A 17,559-nucleotide genomic window follows, 5' to 3' on the forward strand; every position below is an offset into this window, starting at 1 on the left:
ATTAATTTTTGTTTTAAATTTATTCTGTAAAGTGTATGAGTATTTTTGATTTGAATTTAAAAAAATCAATATAACCATTCATTAACTTAATTGAAGGGGGATGCTATATTTCTGGCGAAAAGTAAATATATAAAATATTTACTTTTTGAAATGTAAATTTTAAAACATACATTCTATTTATAGGAAATATCATGAATATTCTAAATAAAACTCTAAATTTATTGGGAGTGAGCTTGGCTATCACGATCGCACCGGCAGTGTTTGCTTCTGGTGTGATTAATTTTACGGGAGAAATAACGGAGCAAGCTTGTACCGTAGATAGTCAATCACGTAATTTAAATGTTGATCTTGGCCGAATATCAACCAAAAGTTTATCTTCTGCTGGAGAAATGGCAGGGTTAACGAATTTCACAATTAAACTTGTAGATTGCCCTCTTGATACTAAAGTGACGGTTAATTTCGCAGGAAATCGCGATGCGGTGGACCAAGATATTCTCGCTTTACATCATGGCAATGGCGCAGCAAAAAACGTAGGTATTGCATTGTATGAAAAAAATGCAGTTTCTCAGATAAAATTATACGAAGATACTAAAGAGGTTGTTTTAGCAGGAAACTCGGGAGAGTTGGAGTATGTTGCAGCGTTTAAAGCAACCGGTGCTGCAACAGCAGGGCAAGCAAATAGTAGCGCAATTTACAGTATTCAATATCAATAATATGCTGGGTGACGCTTGTCACCCATATTTACGTTATGTTGGCATGTCTATGAAGATAATTTATTCAGCTATTTTATTTTTTTTCTGTTTTGTATCTTTAGCATCAGCTAGTGGGATTAGCGTAGGTGGAACTCGTTTTGTTTATATGGATAATAAACGAGAAATTTCAATTCCAATTTTTAATAGTAATGAAAAAAAACCTTTCTTAATCCAAAGTTGGGTGACCGGATTCAATGAGGATATTAAAGCGCCATTTATTGCAACTCCAGCTTTATTCCGTGTTGAGCCGAGTAGTTATGGGGCAGCAAGAATTGCGTATTTAGGCGAGCCACTTGCATCTAACCAAGAAAAAATATTTTTATTAAATATAAAATCAATACCTCCTAAAGATGAGAGTATTGAAAATGAATTGCAAATTATTATTAATTCTCAGTTTAAACTTTTCCTACGCTCAAACGATATTGAGCCATTAAATTTTGATAACATAATATTAACAAAAGAGCATAATGGAATAAAAATAAAAAATAAAACTCCATATCATTTATCAATTAAAAGCATTTTAATTAATGGGGAGTCCATAAAAGGAATGAAAATGATTTACCCTTGGGTAGATGATTATATTTTTAAAGATAAGATAGATAAGGGGCATGTAGTTACTGTTGAATTTATTAATGACTATGGTGCTATTGTGGAAAAGAAAATAACCAAGAGCTAGTGTATGGAAACACACCACTTAATCAAAAATTGGTTTTATAGTAAAAAAAAGAAATTCATTAATATTACATTTTTTTCATCAGTTGGATTTGCATCAATTTCTAGTGCAAGTGAGATGTTTGACATCAATGCAATTAATACAGGGATTGAGAATAAGCTATCTGACTCTTCATTATTAAGTTATCTTTCTAAAACAGAAGGGCAACTCCCTGGTCGTTATCAGGTCAATATTTATGTGAATGGAAACAAAGTTGCAGATGAGTTTCTTGAATTTATTTACGATAATGAAGAAAAAAAACTGAAACCTAAGATAACAAAAGAACAGTTAATGAGTTGGGGTGTTAAGCCCTCAATGTTATTACAAAAAAATGAAATCTCTTCAACCGATAAATTCTTAGATATTAAGCGCTCAATTGATGGTAGTGACATTCATCATGATTTCTTTTCAAATCGATTAGATATTAGCATTCCTCAAATTGCAATGGAAATGGCGAGCCGAGGCTATATTGACGTCACTGAATGGGACGATGGAATTAACGGGATGTTTATTAACTATTCAGCACGGTTTAACCGAGCGTGGGGAAACTCAAACAGCCAGCGAAATATTTATGTAGGTCTACGAAATGGGATTAATTGGGGGGCTTGGCGGTTACGTAATCACAGTTATTACAATGACACGAGTGAAAAGGCTATTTTGCATAGTTTGCAAACTTTCTTAGAGCGGGATATTCGTGATTTGAAAAGCCATTTAATTATTGGAGAAACAGCGTCTGATAACGGGATTATGGGTGCTTTTCAATATCACGGTATAAAGCTTATGTCGGAAGAAAGCATGTTACCGCAAAGTCGCCGTGGATTTGCTCCTGTAGTTAGTGGGGTTGCAAATACTAATGCAGTGGTCACTGTTCGTCAAAATGGTCAGATTATTTATCAAACATCAGTACCTGCTGGGGAATTTCTATTGAATGATCTTTATCCTACGTCGTTCAATGGGGATTTACAGGTTATGGTCACTGAAGCAAATGGATCAATAAGAACATTTACCCAACCTTTTTCTAATGCCCCCATCATGCAAAGGGAGGGGTCATTAAAATACAGCATCGAACTTGGAAAATATAGGGAAGAGAAAAGGATAGAACGACCTTATTTTATTCAATTCTCTGGGATCTATGGTCTGCCAATCAATTTAGAGAATTATGGCAATCTATCATTATTAGGTGGCGCTTTTATCTCAGAAGATAAACAAGTCTATGTTTTAGGATCAGGGGTGAGTTTAGGTTACCTAGGGGGTATTTCATTGGATATGACATACTCACAAGAACAATGGCAGCAATATGCAAAGATGACGGATCAAACCTACCGTCTTCAATATACCAAATATATTCAAAATACAGCGACGGGACTGAATTTATCAGCTCAATACGCGTTAGAGCCAGATATAAGCCATACTTTTTTTCACGCCATAGACATCGATCGAATATCAAAAAAGCAACGGTTACAGATTGCTTTGAGTCAAGCGCTAGGGAAATGGGGATCTTTAAACATTAATGGGTATCAACAAAAATATTGGGGACAGTCAGGATCAGATAATAACCTGACAGTCAGTTTTGGCTCTCAATATCAATCTATTAATTACAGCTTTTCCTATTCCCATTCTGAGCAAAATAATCCTCGTCGGGTCGATAGATTATTTTCCTTTAATTGCAGTATGCCATTTCGTTGGAAAGAAAAGGCTTATTGGGGTGTTTATAGCTACAACTCGAGCGGCAATGCCGGGGGAATAAGTACATTTAGCTTGAATGGCTCAGCTTTCAATTCCAATCAATTGCAATATGACATTACTCAGCAATATCATCATAAAAATCAACAATTCAGTCATGGTATTCGTGGTAATTACGTAACCTCTTACGGTGAATTTGGTGCTGGTTGGGATTATGCTTCTGAATATCAAGCTACCCATGCTGAGGTGACTGGAGCGCTTTTATTTCATCAAGATGGAATGACCGCTTCACGCGCGTTTTCTGATGCTATTGGACTGGTTAAAACTCAAAATATTAATAATTTGAAAGTGAATAACGTGCCTTCACTGCGTACTAATGGGCAAGGGTATGCCGTGGTGCCTATGTTAACGCGCTATGAACGTAATAAAGTGAGTGTAGATACCTCGACGTTAAAGGGTAATGATGATGTGGAATTGAGCTCAGCGACCGTTGTTCCCACAAGCGGTGCGATTATTTTGGTGGATCTTAAAGCGAAGCGTGGTGGGCGAGTGGTATTAAAACTCAAGAAAAATAATCGGTTACTCGGGTTTGGTACCCAAGTTAATATTCTCGCACAGCAGCATATCGTCTCATCGGGCATTGTAGCGAATGATGGAGAAGTCTATTTGAGTGGGGTTCCTGCACAGAGTATTGTTCAAATTAAATGGGGAGAAGCGTATACACAGCAGTGTCAATTACCTCTTAAGATTGATGTGAGCAATCAAAATATTCAATTTATTGACGGGGTTTGCCAATAAGGGGGGGGTTATGAAACAGTTTGCTATCTCCAGCGTTATCTACGCCATCATGTTGTTGTTCTCACCAAGACTTTTCGCAGACTACCGAGCAGAATTTGCATCTTACACGGTACCGATATCTCAAACGCTGTATGTCCCTAAAAGTGCACCCATCAACTCACATATTGCAACGATAGAGCTGGGAACCTATACGCCATGGGTGTGGTGGAATGAATCAGGGACAACGCGAGTGGGAATTAATTTGCCTGGTATATTTGATGAGCACTATCAGATAGCAGGGGTTGGCGCCATTAAGGAAATTGGCCTATCAGGTATCGGCTTTGCATTGCACGGCTCAGTTAATAGCCCGTGTTCAGCGAGGGGATATGTGAATGGTAAAAATAATCGCGATGGAAATCCGGCGAATCGTTTATTGTGCCCGAGTAGCGAATCAAGAGGCAATTACAATGTTACCTTGAAAGCCGCATTTTATAAAATTCGCCCTCGAGTCAATACTCAATTATTACAATCGACCAGCGCTGCAATGCTTATTGTGTTTAATAATAAGTTTATTATTCAAGATTCGTTTGGAAATGTTGAGCCAAAAATTTGGTTGTCACCGATTAATGTGATTGCAAATGGATGTGAAGTGAAAAATCGGGTGATCAATGTTGTGTTTGGTCAAGTGGAAAAGTCAGGTGCAAATGGGGTGGGTGTGACGCTTGTGAATAGTCGTAAGCGGTTCAAAATTGAGCTTGAGTGCGATGAATCTTCACCCGTAAAGATCCACTTTATGGGAACGGCTGACGAAAGTGGGATAGGTGGAACGATTGCACTCAACAATCCGAATCATCAAGAAACGGCGAAAGGCTTTGGTATTCAAATTAAGCACAAAGGGAAGCCGATTAAACTCAACCAAATGGTACAAATTTCCCGTTTAAATCAAGCGCAACACTATGTTATTCCGTTAGAAGCGGCCTATATTCAAACAGCAGAGAAAACACGCGGAGGAAAGGCGGATGGAACGCTGCAATTTAATTTGCAATATCATTGAGATGAAAAAATAAAAGGGAGCCTAAGCTCCCTCGATGAATTGAACGCTTACATTACCATTAACGATAAAATTATTATTCAACCACTAAAATACGGCAGGTATTGGTGCTGCCGATGGTGCCCATTTGGTCACCTTGAGTCACGATAACCGTATCACCTACCATCAAGTAGCCATTATCACGTAAACGTGCGATGGCTTCGCTTGCTGCCGCAATACCATCAGTATGCGTGCTGCAAAACACAGGGGTGACACCCCGGTACAGTGAACATTGATTCAATGTTTTTTCATGGCGAGACATCGCGAAAATTGGCAAGCCAGAGCTAATGCGCGACATAATACGTGCGGTACGACCTGATTCAGTCATCGCGATGATCGCTTTAACGCCTTTTAGGTGGTTGGCGGCGTACATGGTTGACATCGCAATTGCATCTTCGGAACTTTCGAATTCAGCATCTAAACGGTGTTTCGAAATATTCAGACCCGGCATTTTCTCCGCACCAAAACAGACTTGTGCCATGGCGGCGACAGTTTCTGCTGGGTATTGTCCTGCGGCGGTTTCTGCGGATAGCATCACCGCATCAGTTCCGTCTAAGACCGCGTTTGCCACGTCCATGACTTCTGCACGGGTTGGCATTGGGTTGGTGATCATGGATTCCATCATTTGAGTTGCCGTGATCACCACGCGGTTCAATTGACGGGAACGACGAATTAATTTCTTCTGTACTGCAACCAGTTCAGGGTCACCAATTTCAACTCCTAAGTCACCACGGGCAACCATCACCACATCAGATGCAAGGATCACTTCGTCCATGATGTCGTCAGTTGCGACTGCTTCTGCACGTTCAACTTTGGCGACGATTTGGCATTCACAGCCTGCATCTCGAGCTAAACGGCGAGCATAATCCAGATCTTCACCTGAACGCGGGAAAGAGACAGCCAAGAAATCCACATTGATTTTAGCAGCGGTAATAATGTCGGCTTTGTCTTTTTCTGTCAGCGCTTCTGCGGACAAACCACCACCGAGTTTATTAATGCCTTTATTGTTGGAAAGTTGTCCGCCGACAGTCACTTCGGTGAAGACTTGCAAACCTTGAACTTCACGAACTTTTAACTGCACGCGACCATCATCCAGTAGGAGAATATCGCCCGGTACCACGTCAGCAGGCAGACCTTTATAGTCGATACCCACTTTATGCTGGTCGCCTTCACCTTTACCTAATGAGGCATCCAGCGTGAATTTATCACCAACATTGAGGAAAACTTTACCGTCTTTAAAAGTAGAAACACGAATTTTCGGACCTTGTAGATCCCCAAGAATAGCGACGTGACGCCCTAATCGAGCCGCAATCTCACGCACTTTATTTGCGCGCGCCATGTGGTCTTCAGGAGTTCCGTGAGAGAAGTTAAGGCGAACAACGTTAGCCCCAGCATTGATAATTTTTTCTAGATTATTATCACGATCGGTTGCTGGACCAAGGGTTGTAACAATTTTAGTTCTTCTAAGCCGTCTAGACATGTATTACTCCGTGACCTGTAATGGTACAAATATAAGTGAAACCATTTCACTCCATTTCGAAACCTATTTACTGCAAATAGGGGTGCTGACACGAGCACAGCTATTATATACAGCAAATTTCTTAAAGCCATCGGGAGAATAAAAACTCTTTGAGCCCGGTAGACTTAAGAAACCTCTTTTAACATTGTCATTTCCATCTTTCAGACATTATCAAACCGCGAATCGCGTAACGCTTCTTTGACCCGTTTCAAGTTATCTCTAAATTTTTCGCCTCGACGCAAAGTAAATCCGGTGGTTAATACATCAATGACGGCAAGCTGCGCCATTCTGGAGACCATTGGCATGTACATGTCCGTATCTTCAGGGACATCAATAATAATTGATAAGCTGGCTTCTTTGGCGAGAGGAGAACCTTCGGAGGTAATTGCGATGACCGTCGCATCATTCTGGCGAGCGAGTTGCGCCATATCGACTAAGGCTTTTGTGCGTCCAGTGTGAGAAATCAACACAATCACATCCCCCTCGCTACTATTGATGCAACTCATGCGTTGCATGACAATATCATCAAAGTATATGACTGGAATATTAAAACGGAAAAATTTATTCATCGCATCGTGGGCTACCGCCGCAGAAGCTCCAAACCCAAAAAAACTGATTTTCCGAGCTTGGGTGAGTAAATCAACAGCGCGATTAATGGCATGCGTATCGAGGGTATGTTTGACATTGTCTAACCCTGCCATCGCCGACTCGAAAATCTTATGGGTATAGGTATTGACGGTGTCAGTCTCTTCGATATGGCGATTAACGTATGGCGTGCCATTGGCAAGATTTTGAGCCAGTTTTAATTTAAAGTCAGGAAACCCTTTGGTTTCCATTTTTCGGCAAAATCGGTTGACGGTAGGCTCGCTGACGTCAGCCAGTTGGGCTAACGCCGCTATACTAAGATGAATAGCACTTTGGGGCATTCCTAAAATGACCTCAGCCACTTTTTTTTCTGATTTGCTCAAAAAATCGAGGCTAGTTTTCATTTGTTCTAAAATATTCATATAGCAAAAGTGCCTATTTCAGCAAAAGGAGAAATATTTCTGCCATCAGAGTATGGTGGCATTAACATCTGGATATGACTGAAAATATACTACGTGTTGGTTGTAAGCTATCTATGCACTGAGCGTAACTTATGGCTTTTTTTACGAAAATATGACCCGTATCTAATTTTCAACTTAGTAAACTCACTACATAAACCGTGATTTTCCAACAAAGCTGGAAGCATTCAGTGATAAAAAATTTTATTGATGTCTGGGTATGCTGTATTTTTCAGCATAAAAACTGTGACCAGCGTCATCAATATTTACTGGGCAGTAGCAAACGGGTACATTAGCAGGCAACCGATTGTATTTTTATAAAAACGACATTCAGAACCTATCTCATTAGAGTGAAGTATTCCCTTATTTTCTTTGGGCTCTAATCAGATAGTTTCTAAATTCCGCAGATTGAGGAGAACCAACATGGCGGTACATAATGCTGCTCAAGCTTGTGACCTGATTATTTTCGGCACTAAAGGTGACCTAGCACGTCGCAAGTTACTTCCATCACTGTATCAATTGGAAAAAGCAGGTTATATCCATCCAGATACTCGTATTATCGGCGTTGGTCGTGCCCAATGGGAACGGAACGATTATGTAGAATTTGTGCATAAAGCATTAAATGATTTTTTGAAAGAAGAGCTAGATTCGGCGTTGTGGGAGCGTTTAAGCGCACGCTTAGATTTCTGCAATTTAGATGTCAGTGAAACGGATAACTTCGTTCGTTTAGCCGATATGCTTAAGCAAGATACACAACCCGCTATCCACTATTTTGCAATGCCACCAAGCACATTTGGTGAAATGTGTCATGGGCTGGGTCACGCAGGGTTGAACAAACAACCTAACCGCGTGGTCATGGAAAAACCATTAGGTACAGATTTAGCTTCATCTCAGCAGATCAACAATGAAGTGGCTAAGTATTTCGATGAAAGTCAAGTTTACCGAATTGACCACTATTTAGGTAAAGAAACGGTTTTAAACCTTCTGGCACTGCGTTTTGCGAATTCACTATTTATTAATAACTGGGACAATCGCACTATTGACCATGTGCAGATCACCGTTGCGGAAGAAGTCGGTATCGAAGGTCGTTGGGGTTACTTTGACCAAGCAGGTCAGATGCGTGATATGGTGCAAAACCATTTGCTGCAGATCTTAACGATGATCGCCATGTCACCACCGGCAGACTTAACCACTGACCGTATTCGTGATGAAAAAGTGAAAGTGCTGCGTTCTTTACGCCGCATTGACCACACAAACGTTCGTGAGAAAGCCGTACGCGGTCAATATACTGCGGGCTTTGTACAAGGCAAAAAAGTACCAGGCTACTTAGAAGAAGAAGGCGCGAATAAGCAGAGCCAGACCGAGTCTTTTGTGGCTTTACGTGTAGATATTGATGATTGGCGTTGGGCAGGCGTTCCATTCTACCTGCGCACTGGTAAGCGTTTACCTGCAAAATGTTCAGAAGTTGTGGTCTATTTTAAAAAGCCGGCACTGAATATTTTCTCTGAAAGCTATCAAGATTTACCACAAAACAAATTGACCATTCGTCTACAGCCAGATGAAGGGATCGATATTGAAATTATGAACAAGGCGCCAGGCTTGGATCATAAACACCGTTTACAGACCACTAAACTGGACTTGAGTTTCTCCGAAACCTTCAACCAAACGCATCTTGCGGATGCTTACGAGCGTTTATTATTAGAAGCTATGCGTGGTATTCAGGCATTGTTTGTACGTCGTGATGAAGTGGAAGAAGCGTGGAAGTGGGTCGATTCCATTATGGAAGCGTGGGCCATGGATAACGACGCGCCTAAGCCGTATCAAGCAGGAACATGGGGTCCTATCGCTTCAGTGGCAATGATTGCTCGCGATGGTCGCTCGTGGAATGAGTTTGAGTAATATTTTATCTTTATAAAATAGAACCATGAAATGGCGGGGAGGCTGAATCCCCGCCATTTTTTTAGCTAATATTTGCTTCTTTATCTTTTTTTATTCTTTCCGCGATCGAAATTTCTGTTAACCACTTCATCTCATGTTGGTTGAATACTAACGTTTTTCCATTCTGTTTTAATTCAAATGAAAGAGGTGAGTTTCTTATGTTAAGCATCGGAAAATTTTTTAATTCATCTATGTTTTTTGGGTCGGTGAGTTTAATGGTTGAATGAGATATGACGGGGTAATGTTTCGCAGGTTTTGATCTTGAAAAGAAAGCGCAGATTGGCATTGTTAATCCTTTAATGATGCATTTATTGAATGTGGAGTGTGCCATGAGTCATTACGCTTCTCTTTAATAATTTGATGGTTACCAAGATGCTGACTCAAGGCAACCATTCAATTTTGGCTATCTTAAAGCACTAATTCACTACGACCCGTAGCGGCCATATGAATGATACCTTGCTCGATACGCAAACACGCCATTTTGGCAGCATCAGGAACCGATAATCCGGCTAATAATTGAGCGGTAAGCTCAGCGCCGAATAGGTCTCCAGTGCCCTTTGGTGTGACAGGGTAACGTTTATGGCGAATAACGGCGACATCCTGTTTAGTCACACAAACCACTTCAATGCTTTCCTCATCAGGTTGGAAAGCGCTCGTAATGATGACCCACTGCGTGTGACCTTTGAGTAACGAACGCGCTGCACGGGTGGCATCGTCTAGATTGTTTATCTCTTGCCCGCTGAGTGTGGAAAGTTCAAATTTGTTCGGGATAATCCCTGTCGCGAGTGGAATGACTTCATGACGATAAACATCAGCTATCGCTGGAGGAATATAAAAGCCACTATCTTCATCTCCCATGACAGGGTCGACAATGACAGGCATTTTAGGGTGTTGCTCGCGCACAGAGCCAAGCCAATTTGCAAGGTCGTGAGCTTTATCTGGGGAACCTAAATAACCCGTCAAAATGGCTTTAATGCTGTTTAAACTGCCACGTTCAACAAAGCCTTGTAAATAGCCACGAAACCATTCACCGGGTAATTCTCCACCATAACAACTGGCATAGTGGGGCGTGTTGCTTAGAATAACGGTGGGAACTGCAGCAACGCGTAATCCTTGTTTGGTCAATGCGGGGACAGCGATGCTATTACCCACACTGCCATAGACAACTTGTGATTGAATGGAGACAACATCATAAGGAAGCGGGGTGGCATCGGCGGCGTTTTGAAAGCTATTTGACGTTAGCGTAAAGGTATCCATGACTCTCTCTTATTTGGTGTTCGTTATTGCTATTTTCTAACGGATAACACGATAAGAAGCGTGTTGGCGTTAATTGTCAATCGTAACCGAAAAAATTCATATTGAATGGGATGTTAGCAGCATAAAAAAGGGTAAAAAAATTTTTTTTTGCTCAGATCCTCTAAAAATAAATGCGAGGGAAATAACGAAATTATTCGCAAAATAGACGCTGGCACTGTATTGCTTAGCATATTAATGAATATTTATGCATAAATATGACGGATTCAAAAAGCGTTTGCATTCATTGACTTAATAATTTTGGCGTGGTAGAAATAGCTTGAAACTAACAATTATATGAGGGTTCGGAGTAACTTGGATGGATGTCCATCCGATGAAATGAATGAGATATCATGCTTAGCGTGACTAGCATAAAGATCAGTAAGTCCCAAAGAAGATCAACACACAAGCTTTTCCTTTCCGCTATTCTTTCCAGTGAGTATCACTGGTGTGGCGCATTATAGCGTCCTTCTAGATTATTCAATTCGCTGAATAAAATCAGCACTCTTTTATTTTTATTTGAATTTTAAACAGCTTAAAGCTTAGCCATTAAGCTAATTGCCTTTCTGTCTTGTTCAAAAAACAGGCTATGGCGAAGCTGTATCTAGAGGGATACTATAATGATTTATTGGATATTTTTAGCATTAGCTATCGTGACTGAGGTCATTGGTACGTTATCAATGAAACATGCCAGTGTAAGCGGTGATTTCACTGGTATGGCTGTGATGTATGTGATGATTGCGACTTCCTATATTTTACTGGCGGTTGCGGTAAAAAAAGTGGCACTGGGTGTTGCTTACGCTATGTGGGAAGGTGTTGGTGTTCTGCTAATTACGACGTTCAGCGTATTGTGGTTTGGAGAATCACTGTCACCAATGAAAGTTGGTGGATTAGTTTTCCTGATCACAGGTATTGCATTGATCAAATCAGGCACCAAAAAAGCGACTGTTAGCCAATCAGCTCAGAAAGTAAAACAAGCTGCAAAAAATGCGGTTGATTCCGCCAAAGCCCGAGCTTTAGTGACAAAGACTGCTAAATCGGAGGTGTAGTATGGCCAGTCAATTTGAATGGTGGCATGCGGCATTTTTGATCCTCGCAGTGGTACTGGAAATTCTTGCCAACGTATTTTTAAAAATGTCAGATGGTTTTAGACGTTATTGGTTAGGAATTTTGTCTCTCATCGCCGTATTAGGGGCATTTAGTGCACTGGCGCAGGCAGTGAAGGGAATTGAACTGTCAGTCGCTTATGCATTATGGGGAGCATTCGGTTTAATCGCCACAGTTGCTGCTGGCTGGATCCTGTTTAATCAACGCCTAAACTATAAAGGCTGGGGTGGGTTAGTCCTCTTACTTATCGGTATGGTGCTGATTAAAATGTCGTAACGGACAATACAATTCTTAAAGCTATTAGTGTTTATTCTACAATATAGTACTAATAGCTTTTCAATATATAATTACATCTAAAATTAATACTTTCAGTGAAGTAATATATTTAAAATATTGAACTAATTTTCATAGAATAATATATGGTTATTCATTCGTTAATGAAAATAATTTTATCTCTATTTATTTTTTGAATGGCCGCCATTAGGCAGCCTATGGGCAAGGTAACGCAACAATTAAAGGTTACCAAGGGCGTTTAAGTGTGGATTATAGCATCTCAATAGCTCAGTCTACTCAACTTTCTGATATATCTATTAATTATAAAGACACTAGCTGTAGTGGCTATTTTACAATTCAATCACGACGTCATTTCCAAAAATGAATTTACTACAGTATTCACTAGTTTTTGAGAAAAATTAGACTCTCTTTATTGTATTAATTCATTTTTATGAAAAAAAGCATAAAATCCTTCAGAGTAGAAAATTTATTTATATCTATCATATTTTAGATGGAATGACTGAAAAGGTATGTTTATTTTTAAAAGTCAGCAATAAAGATAATGTTTACATTTTTATAATGAAGGTTGTTATATTTTATATATTACATGAGATTGGTTTTTATTTTATTTAATAAATATATTCATTTTTATGCCTCATAGAAAGGAAATATCATGAATGATGTAATGATAGTAACTCCACACAGTAGTTTCCGCGATAGATTGATTTATGATGAAATGGCTTCTACAGAATATGGTAATATTTCATTAAGTGATGCAGTGAATATATACTGCATGAAGAAAGATATGATTTGCCCTGTGTGTGGTGAGGTTAATTGTGTCTATTTCAAAAGGCTGTGCGATGATTTACTAAAAAAGCCTAATGATAAAGAGCTTAAAAAAATAATGGTTAAAAGCCAAACGATAGGAGTTCCATTTACAAAGGTTTTTGATGAGTATCGTAATAAAGTTGAAAATCAACTCGCTGGTGCTCTTAAAAGAAATGGCATTGTTCCAACACTAAAGATTAGGCGAGAAATGTTTTCAAAGTATATGAATTTATTTGATATGCTGAATAGAAAGGTGGTAAATGGAAAGGAAATATACATTGATAAACATATTAAGAGTTCAATTTTTAGTAAGATTAATTCTAAAACATCTGCAGTCTTAACATATTTAAATACTTTAGATGCTACTAGAAATATTAAAAACTACCCTGAAATGATAGATGCTTTGAGAAAAAATGATTTCAATAGAGCTTCTAAAAGCTTTTACAAAATGATGCCTAAAGATTTAGAAAGTTATTTAGCATTAGATACTATTATTGATGAAGCAATAGCCAAAAAGCAAGTTGATGAGGAATTGAAGAAAATACAAGGTAAAGCCAAAGAGGAGATAATGAAATTACAAATAAATGAAGCTATTAAGACAGCATCAGAAATAATTTCAGATATTGGTGATAAAGCATCTAAAATCATTGGGGATAAATACAAGGTTGCATCTGATAAAATAATTAATGAATTAAATGATTTTAAAGGCAAAAAAATTAAAAATTCAAGTGATGCGCTAAAAATATTAGAAAAAACAATAAATAATCCATATCTTAAAGTTCATAAGAAAGATCTTCCTGCCATTTCTCAGGCTATAAAATTTATAGATGGAAAAAAGCTATCGGAGAATTTATATAAGCTAGGTAGCTCTTTTAAGCTTGCGGATAAATTTTAAAAAATTGGAAAAATAAAAAATAAGGTTGAAGAGGGGTTTGAAACGGGAAATTGGAGACCTTTAGTTTTAGAAATTGAAGCTATGGTATTAGCAGGAGTTGCATCTCCTATTGTATTAGCATTTACATCAGCAAGCCTAAGCTTATTATTACCGATTACTATTTCAGCTACACTTTTATCTGTATCTGCTATCATATTAACTGCTGTGATTACATCTTATATTGATGCTGATTTCGCTGATGCAATAAATAAAGAAATCATTCCGTAAGTATATTTTTAAATTTATAATTATGAATTGATTTATGTTTTATTTTTTATACTTAATAGGTAGAAATATAAATGCATTTACTGCAGCGCAAGTAATGGTAAAGATTGATATAAAGATGGCGTAATAATAGAGAAATGAAGTAAATTCAAAAGCGGAAATTGTTCGCAAATTTCTGTTTCCGTTTGATATGTTATAGTTTAAGAAGTAATTAATATAGGTGAACATAGAAATGATTAAAATTATACTAAAATAACCAAATATAGTTGTAATTATCCCTTTGTTATATAATTTAAAGTGTTCTTTTTTTATTTTTATAGAATTCCATATAACCAAATAGTATGGAATCGAAAATACAGGTGCGATTTTACAGTATAAAGCGGATAGATAGCTTTCATTTCGATAATAATCTGAATAAATCACAGGTATCTCATCTATCCAATTGCTAATACTGATTATTACTATGTTGGGTATCATGTGTAACCATATAGCAGAGAGAGGAACAGCTCCCAGTAATATGGTAATAATAAAAGCTAAACTTGAATTGATCTTAAAAGACATTTTAGAATTCCTACTTCACATGGTGTGATAATAATATTCATTCCTATTGTCATGTAAAGATTTATTATTTCCTACTGTGTAGAGGAATACAAATTTCATTTGAGATGAAAAAAGAAGATGGGCAAACAGTAAGGCACTAAATAATACATTTTTTTACTTTCAATAAATAAATCAAATAGATCTGTAAAATAGGAGCCAAAAATTAGCTACTATCGTCATGCTATGGTATGTAGTGAGACAGAAAAGAAGTAAGAGAAGTGAGAAAATAAAAGGTCAAAACATCACGTTAAAAAATAATGCCGCTCAATTCAAGTGACGGCATTAAGCTGATGTTCTTTTTCAAGTATCAATCAAGACTAATCAATCGCCGCAACGATTTTGATCTCAACTTTATATTCAGGCTTCATCAGAGCCGCTTGAACAGTGCAACGAACAGGTGCGCTACCCGCAACAACCCATGCATCCCACGCTTGGTTCATGCCAGCAAAATCCGCTTTATCTGCAAGGAAGATAGTCGCATCTAAAATTTTGCTTTTATCTGAACCCACTCGGCCTAACATGACATCAATAGCGGCTAAGGTATCTGCGGTTTGAATAATAATGTCGCCATCCAGTTTTTCTGGGACGCTAGTGTAATAGACCACGTTGTTGTGGATAACAGCTTCAGACCAACGGGTATCTGGGTCAATGCGTTCAATAGTCATAATTGTTCCTTATTATCAATGCTAACAAAGGATATCAGTTTGCTACTATGATGAAAATCAGTTCATTGATGAAACGATAATTAGCTCAGCAGCCATCTTGAACTCATGGTAAAGTGTGCTCATCAACAGTAAGCAATATAGGTTCGTAGTGTCTAACGACTTTTCAGCAGATGGCTTTCTAGCAAAAACAATTCCCGGTTTCCAACCTCGAGCTGCGCAGGTCACCATGTCTGACGCGGTTACTCAATCTATTGAGCAGCAGCATGTGCTGGTGGCTGAAGCGGGTACAGGAACAGGGAAAACCTACGCTTATCTCGTCCCTGCATTACGAAGTGGCAAAAAAGTGATTGTCTCTACAGGGTCGAAAGCACTACAAGACCAGCTTTATCACCGAGATCTACCTACGATTATCGATGCGATGAACTACACGGGTAAAACGGCGCTTCTAAAAGGGCGTTCAAATTATCTGTGTCTTGAAAGGTTAGATCAGCAATCCCTCGGTGGAGGTAGCCTTGAACCCGAGATCCTCGCAGCGGTTGTCAGATTACGCAGTTGGTCCATCGAATCAGAACTGGGGGATACCAGTACTTGCCATGATATTGCTGAAGATAGCCCCGTTTGGCCGTTAGTCACGAGTACCAACGATAACTGTTTAGGCAGTGATTGCCCCCGCTACCAAGAGTGCTTTGTACTCAAAGCGCGTCGTAAAGCCCTTGATGCAGATGTGGTGGTCGTTAACCACCATCTTTTTATGGCTGACAGAGTGGTGAAAGATACAGGTTTTGGGGAGTTGATCCCCCAAGCGGATGTGATGATTTTCGATGAAGCCCATCAAATCCCTGATATTGCAAGCCAATATTTTGGTCAGCAACTCAGTAGCCGGCAACTGTTAGATTTAGCTCGCGATATGATAATGACGTATCGTACAGAACTAAAAGACCAAGCTCAATTGCAAAAAAGTGCCGATCGACTGACGCAAAGCACACTGGATTTTCGCCTTAACTTAGGGGAAAACAGCTTTAGAGGGAATTTACGGGAATTACTGAAGTTATCCGAAGTTCAGCGAGCGTTAACGCTACTGGATGATGCACTGGAACTCTGTTATGAAGTCATCAAAACGTCATTAGGGCGTTCCCAAAGTTTGGATTCTATTTTTGAGCGCGTGACGATTTACCGCAACCGTCTTAACCGCTTAAAGGATGTCACCATACCGGGTTATAGTTACTGGTTTGAGAGCTACGGACGTCACTTTTTATTAGCCTTAACACCACTCACTGTCGCGGATAAATTCAGTGAAATGATTGCTAGTACGCCGGCTAGTTGGGTGTTCACGTCAGCAACCCTTTCTGTTAACGAAAAACTGAGCCACTTTACTGACCGCTTAGGTCTCAGCTCTGCGAAAACATTATTGCTCGCAAGCCCGTTTGATTATGAAAGCCAAACTTTACTGTGTGTGCCTCGCTTTTTACCGGAACCTAATCAACGGGGTAGCGCTCAAAAGCTTGCCAATATGTTGCGCCCGTTAATTGAAAAAAACCGAGGTCGATGCTTCTTTTTATGTACCTCTCATTTAATGATGAGGGAATTAGCTGAAGAGTTTAAAGCGTCGCTGACATTGCCTGTGCTTATGCAGGGGGAAAGCAGTAAAAATAAATTGCTGGCACAGTTTATTGCGGCAGGAAATGCCGTTTTGGTCGCTACGAGCAGTTTCTGGGAAGGCGTTGATGTTCGGGGCGATGAACTGACCTCCGTGATCATCGATAAACTCCCGTTTACCGCGCCGGATGACCCGTTATTGCGTGCTCGTATTGAAGACTGTGAACTTCGAGGGGGAGACCCATTTACCGATGTTCAACTGCCCGATGCCGTCATCACATTAAAGCAAGGGGTGGGACGCTTGATCCGTGATACTAAAGATTACGGCGTGATTGTGATTTGTGACAATCGGCTCGTGACTCGCCCTTATGGAGAGGTGTTTTTGCGAAGTTTACCACCTTCGCCTCGTACGCGAGATCTGAATAAAGCGATTGAATTTTTGGCAACTAAGCGCGCGGAAGCGATTGAGAAACACTAATTTTATGCAATCCTGTGGGCGGTTTATGTTAAGATACCGCCCATCT

General features: G+C 39.4%; 16 protein-coding genes. 9 read left to right on the top strand and 7 right to left on the bottom strand.

Annotation, left to right across the window (positions count from 1 at the left end; genetic code table 11):
* Positions 1-191: 191 nt before the first annotated feature.
* From M5X66_RS07765 to M5X66_RS18705, 4 genes are all read left to right on the top strand, one after another.
* Positions 192-713, top strand: a complete 522-nt coding sequence (locus M5X66_RS07765) for a fimbrial protein (protein ID WP_036948256.1) — start codon at positions 192-194, stop codon at positions 711-713.
* On the top strand, positions 631-1,428 hold the full coding sequence (locus M5X66_RS07770; RefSeq protein ID WP_230083114.1) for a fimbrial biogenesis chaperone: 798 nt from the start codon (positions 631-633) through the stop codon (positions 1,426-1,428). Before M5X66_RS07765 ends, M5X66_RS07770 begins: the two co-directional genes overlap by 83 nt.
* A 114-nt stretch (positions 1,429-1,542) precedes the next feature.
* Positions 1,543-3,945: a fimbria/pilus outer membrane usher protein gene (locus M5X66_RS07775; RefSeq protein ID WP_270103979.1), complete on the top strand. Its 2,403-nt coding sequence runs from the start codon at positions 1,543-1,545 to the stop codon at positions 3,943-3,945.
* A gap of 10 nt (positions 3,946-3,955) precedes the next feature.
* Positions 3,956-4,978, top strand: coding sequence for a fimbrial protein (locus M5X66_RS18705; protein WP_036948249.1), 1,023 nt, complete (start codon positions 3,956-3,958; stop codon positions 4,976-4,978).
* Between the two features lie 73 nt (positions 4,979-5,051).
* Here the strand turns inward: M5X66_RS18705 and pyk are convergent, their stop codons facing one another.
* Both pyk and M5X66_RS07790 read right to left on the bottom strand, forming a co-directional pair.
* Entirely contained in the window at positions 5,052-6,494 is a 1,443-nt protein-coding gene (gene pyk / locus M5X66_RS07785) for a pyruvate kinase (protein WP_036948247.1), read from the bottom strand.
* Between the two features lie 200 nt (positions 6,495-6,694).
* Positions 6,695-7,540 carry a MurR/RpiR family transcriptional regulator gene (locus M5X66_RS07790; protein ID WP_036948244.1) on the bottom strand — a complete coding sequence of 282 codons (846 nt, stop codon included), beginning with the start codon at positions 7,538-7,540 and terminating at the stop codon, positions 6,695-6,697.
* A gap of 459 nt (positions 7,541-7,999) precedes the next feature.
* Here M5X66_RS07790 and zwf point away from each other — a divergent pair, with 459 nt between their 5' ends.
* Entirely contained in the window at positions 8,000-9,475 is a 1,476-nt protein-coding gene (zwf, locus tag M5X66_RS07795) for a glucose-6-phosphate dehydrogenase (RefSeq protein ID WP_036948242.1), read from the top strand.
* Positions 9,476-9,536: 61 nt separating this feature from the next.
* On the opposite strand, the gene M5X66_RS18710 is transcribed toward zwf, so the two are convergent.
* Together M5X66_RS18710 and pdxK are read right to left on the bottom strand one after the other, a co-directional pair.
* Positions 9,537-9,845, bottom strand: coding sequence for a hypothetical protein (locus tag M5X66_RS18710; RefSeq protein WP_230493318.1), 309 nt, complete (start codon positions 9,843-9,845; stop codon positions 9,537-9,539).
* Between the two features lie 77 nt (positions 9,846-9,922).
* Positions 9,923-10,771, bottom strand: coding sequence for a pyridoxine/pyridoxal/pyridoxamine kinase (gene pdxK / locus M5X66_RS07805; protein WP_154599309.1), 849 nt, complete (start codon positions 10,769-10,771; stop codon positions 9,923-9,925).
* A 656-nt stretch (positions 10,772-11,427) separates the two neighbouring features.
* On the opposite strand from pdxK, the gene mdtJ reads away from it, so the two are divergent.
* The 3 genes from mdtJ to M5X66_RS07820 all read left to right on the top strand — a co-directional run bounded on the left by mdtJ (position 11,428) and on the right by M5X66_RS07820 (position 13,910).
* A complete protein-coding gene (mdtJ, locus tag M5X66_RS07810; RefSeq protein WP_036948234.1) occupies positions 11,428-11,856 on the top strand; it encodes a multidrug/spermidine efflux SMR transporter subunit MdtJ in 429 nt (142 codons plus the stop codon).
* Between the two features lies 1 nt (position 11,857).
* A complete protein-coding gene (gene mdtI, locus M5X66_RS07815; RefSeq protein WP_036948232.1) occupies positions 11,858-12,190 on the top strand; it encodes a multidrug/spermidine efflux SMR transporter subunit MdtI in 333 nt (110 codons plus the stop codon).
* Between the two features lie 670 nt (positions 12,191-12,860).
* Complete coding sequence (locus M5X66_RS07820; RefSeq protein ID WP_270103980.1) at positions 12,861-13,910, top strand: hypothetical protein; 1,050 nt, start codon at positions 12,861-12,863, stop codon at positions 13,908-13,910.
* On the opposite strand, the gene M5X66_RS07825 is transcribed toward M5X66_RS07820, so the two are convergent.
* The 3 genes from M5X66_RS07825 to M5X66_RS07835 form a co-directional block, all read right to left on the bottom strand.
* Positions 13,907-14,104, bottom strand: coding sequence for a hypothetical protein (locus tag M5X66_RS07825; RefSeq protein ID WP_270103981.1), 198 nt, complete (start codon positions 14,102-14,104; stop codon positions 13,907-13,909). The genes M5X66_RS07820 and M5X66_RS07825 overlap by 4 nt on opposite strands.
* 112 nt (positions 14,105-14,216) lie before the next feature.
* The gene (cui, locus tag M5X66_RS07830) at positions 14,217-14,735 is read right to left on the bottom strand and encodes a colicin immunity protein Cui (protein WP_336432854.1); all 519 of its coding nucleotides are present in this window, start codon (positions 14,733-14,735) and stop codon (positions 14,217-14,219) included.
* Positions 14,736-15,091: 356 nt separating this feature from the next.
* Positions 15,092-15,439, bottom strand: coding sequence for a RidA family protein (locus M5X66_RS07835; protein ID WP_036948225.1), 348 nt, complete (start codon positions 15,437-15,439; stop codon positions 15,092-15,094).
* 148 nt (positions 15,440-15,587) lie between these two features.
* Here M5X66_RS07835 and M5X66_RS07840 point away from each other — a divergent pair, with 148 nt between their 5' ends.
* A complete protein-coding gene (locus M5X66_RS07840) occupies positions 15,588-17,513 on the top strand; it encodes an ATP-dependent DNA helicase (RefSeq protein WP_270103982.1) in 1,926 nt (641 codons plus the stop codon).
* The last annotated feature ends 46 nt before the right edge of the window (positions 17,514-17,559 follow it).

The organism is Providencia sp. PROV188 (assembly GCF_027595165.1).
GTDB lineage: Bacteria > Pseudomonadota > Gammaproteobacteria > Enterobacterales > Enterobacteriaceae > Providencia > Providencia lanzhouensis.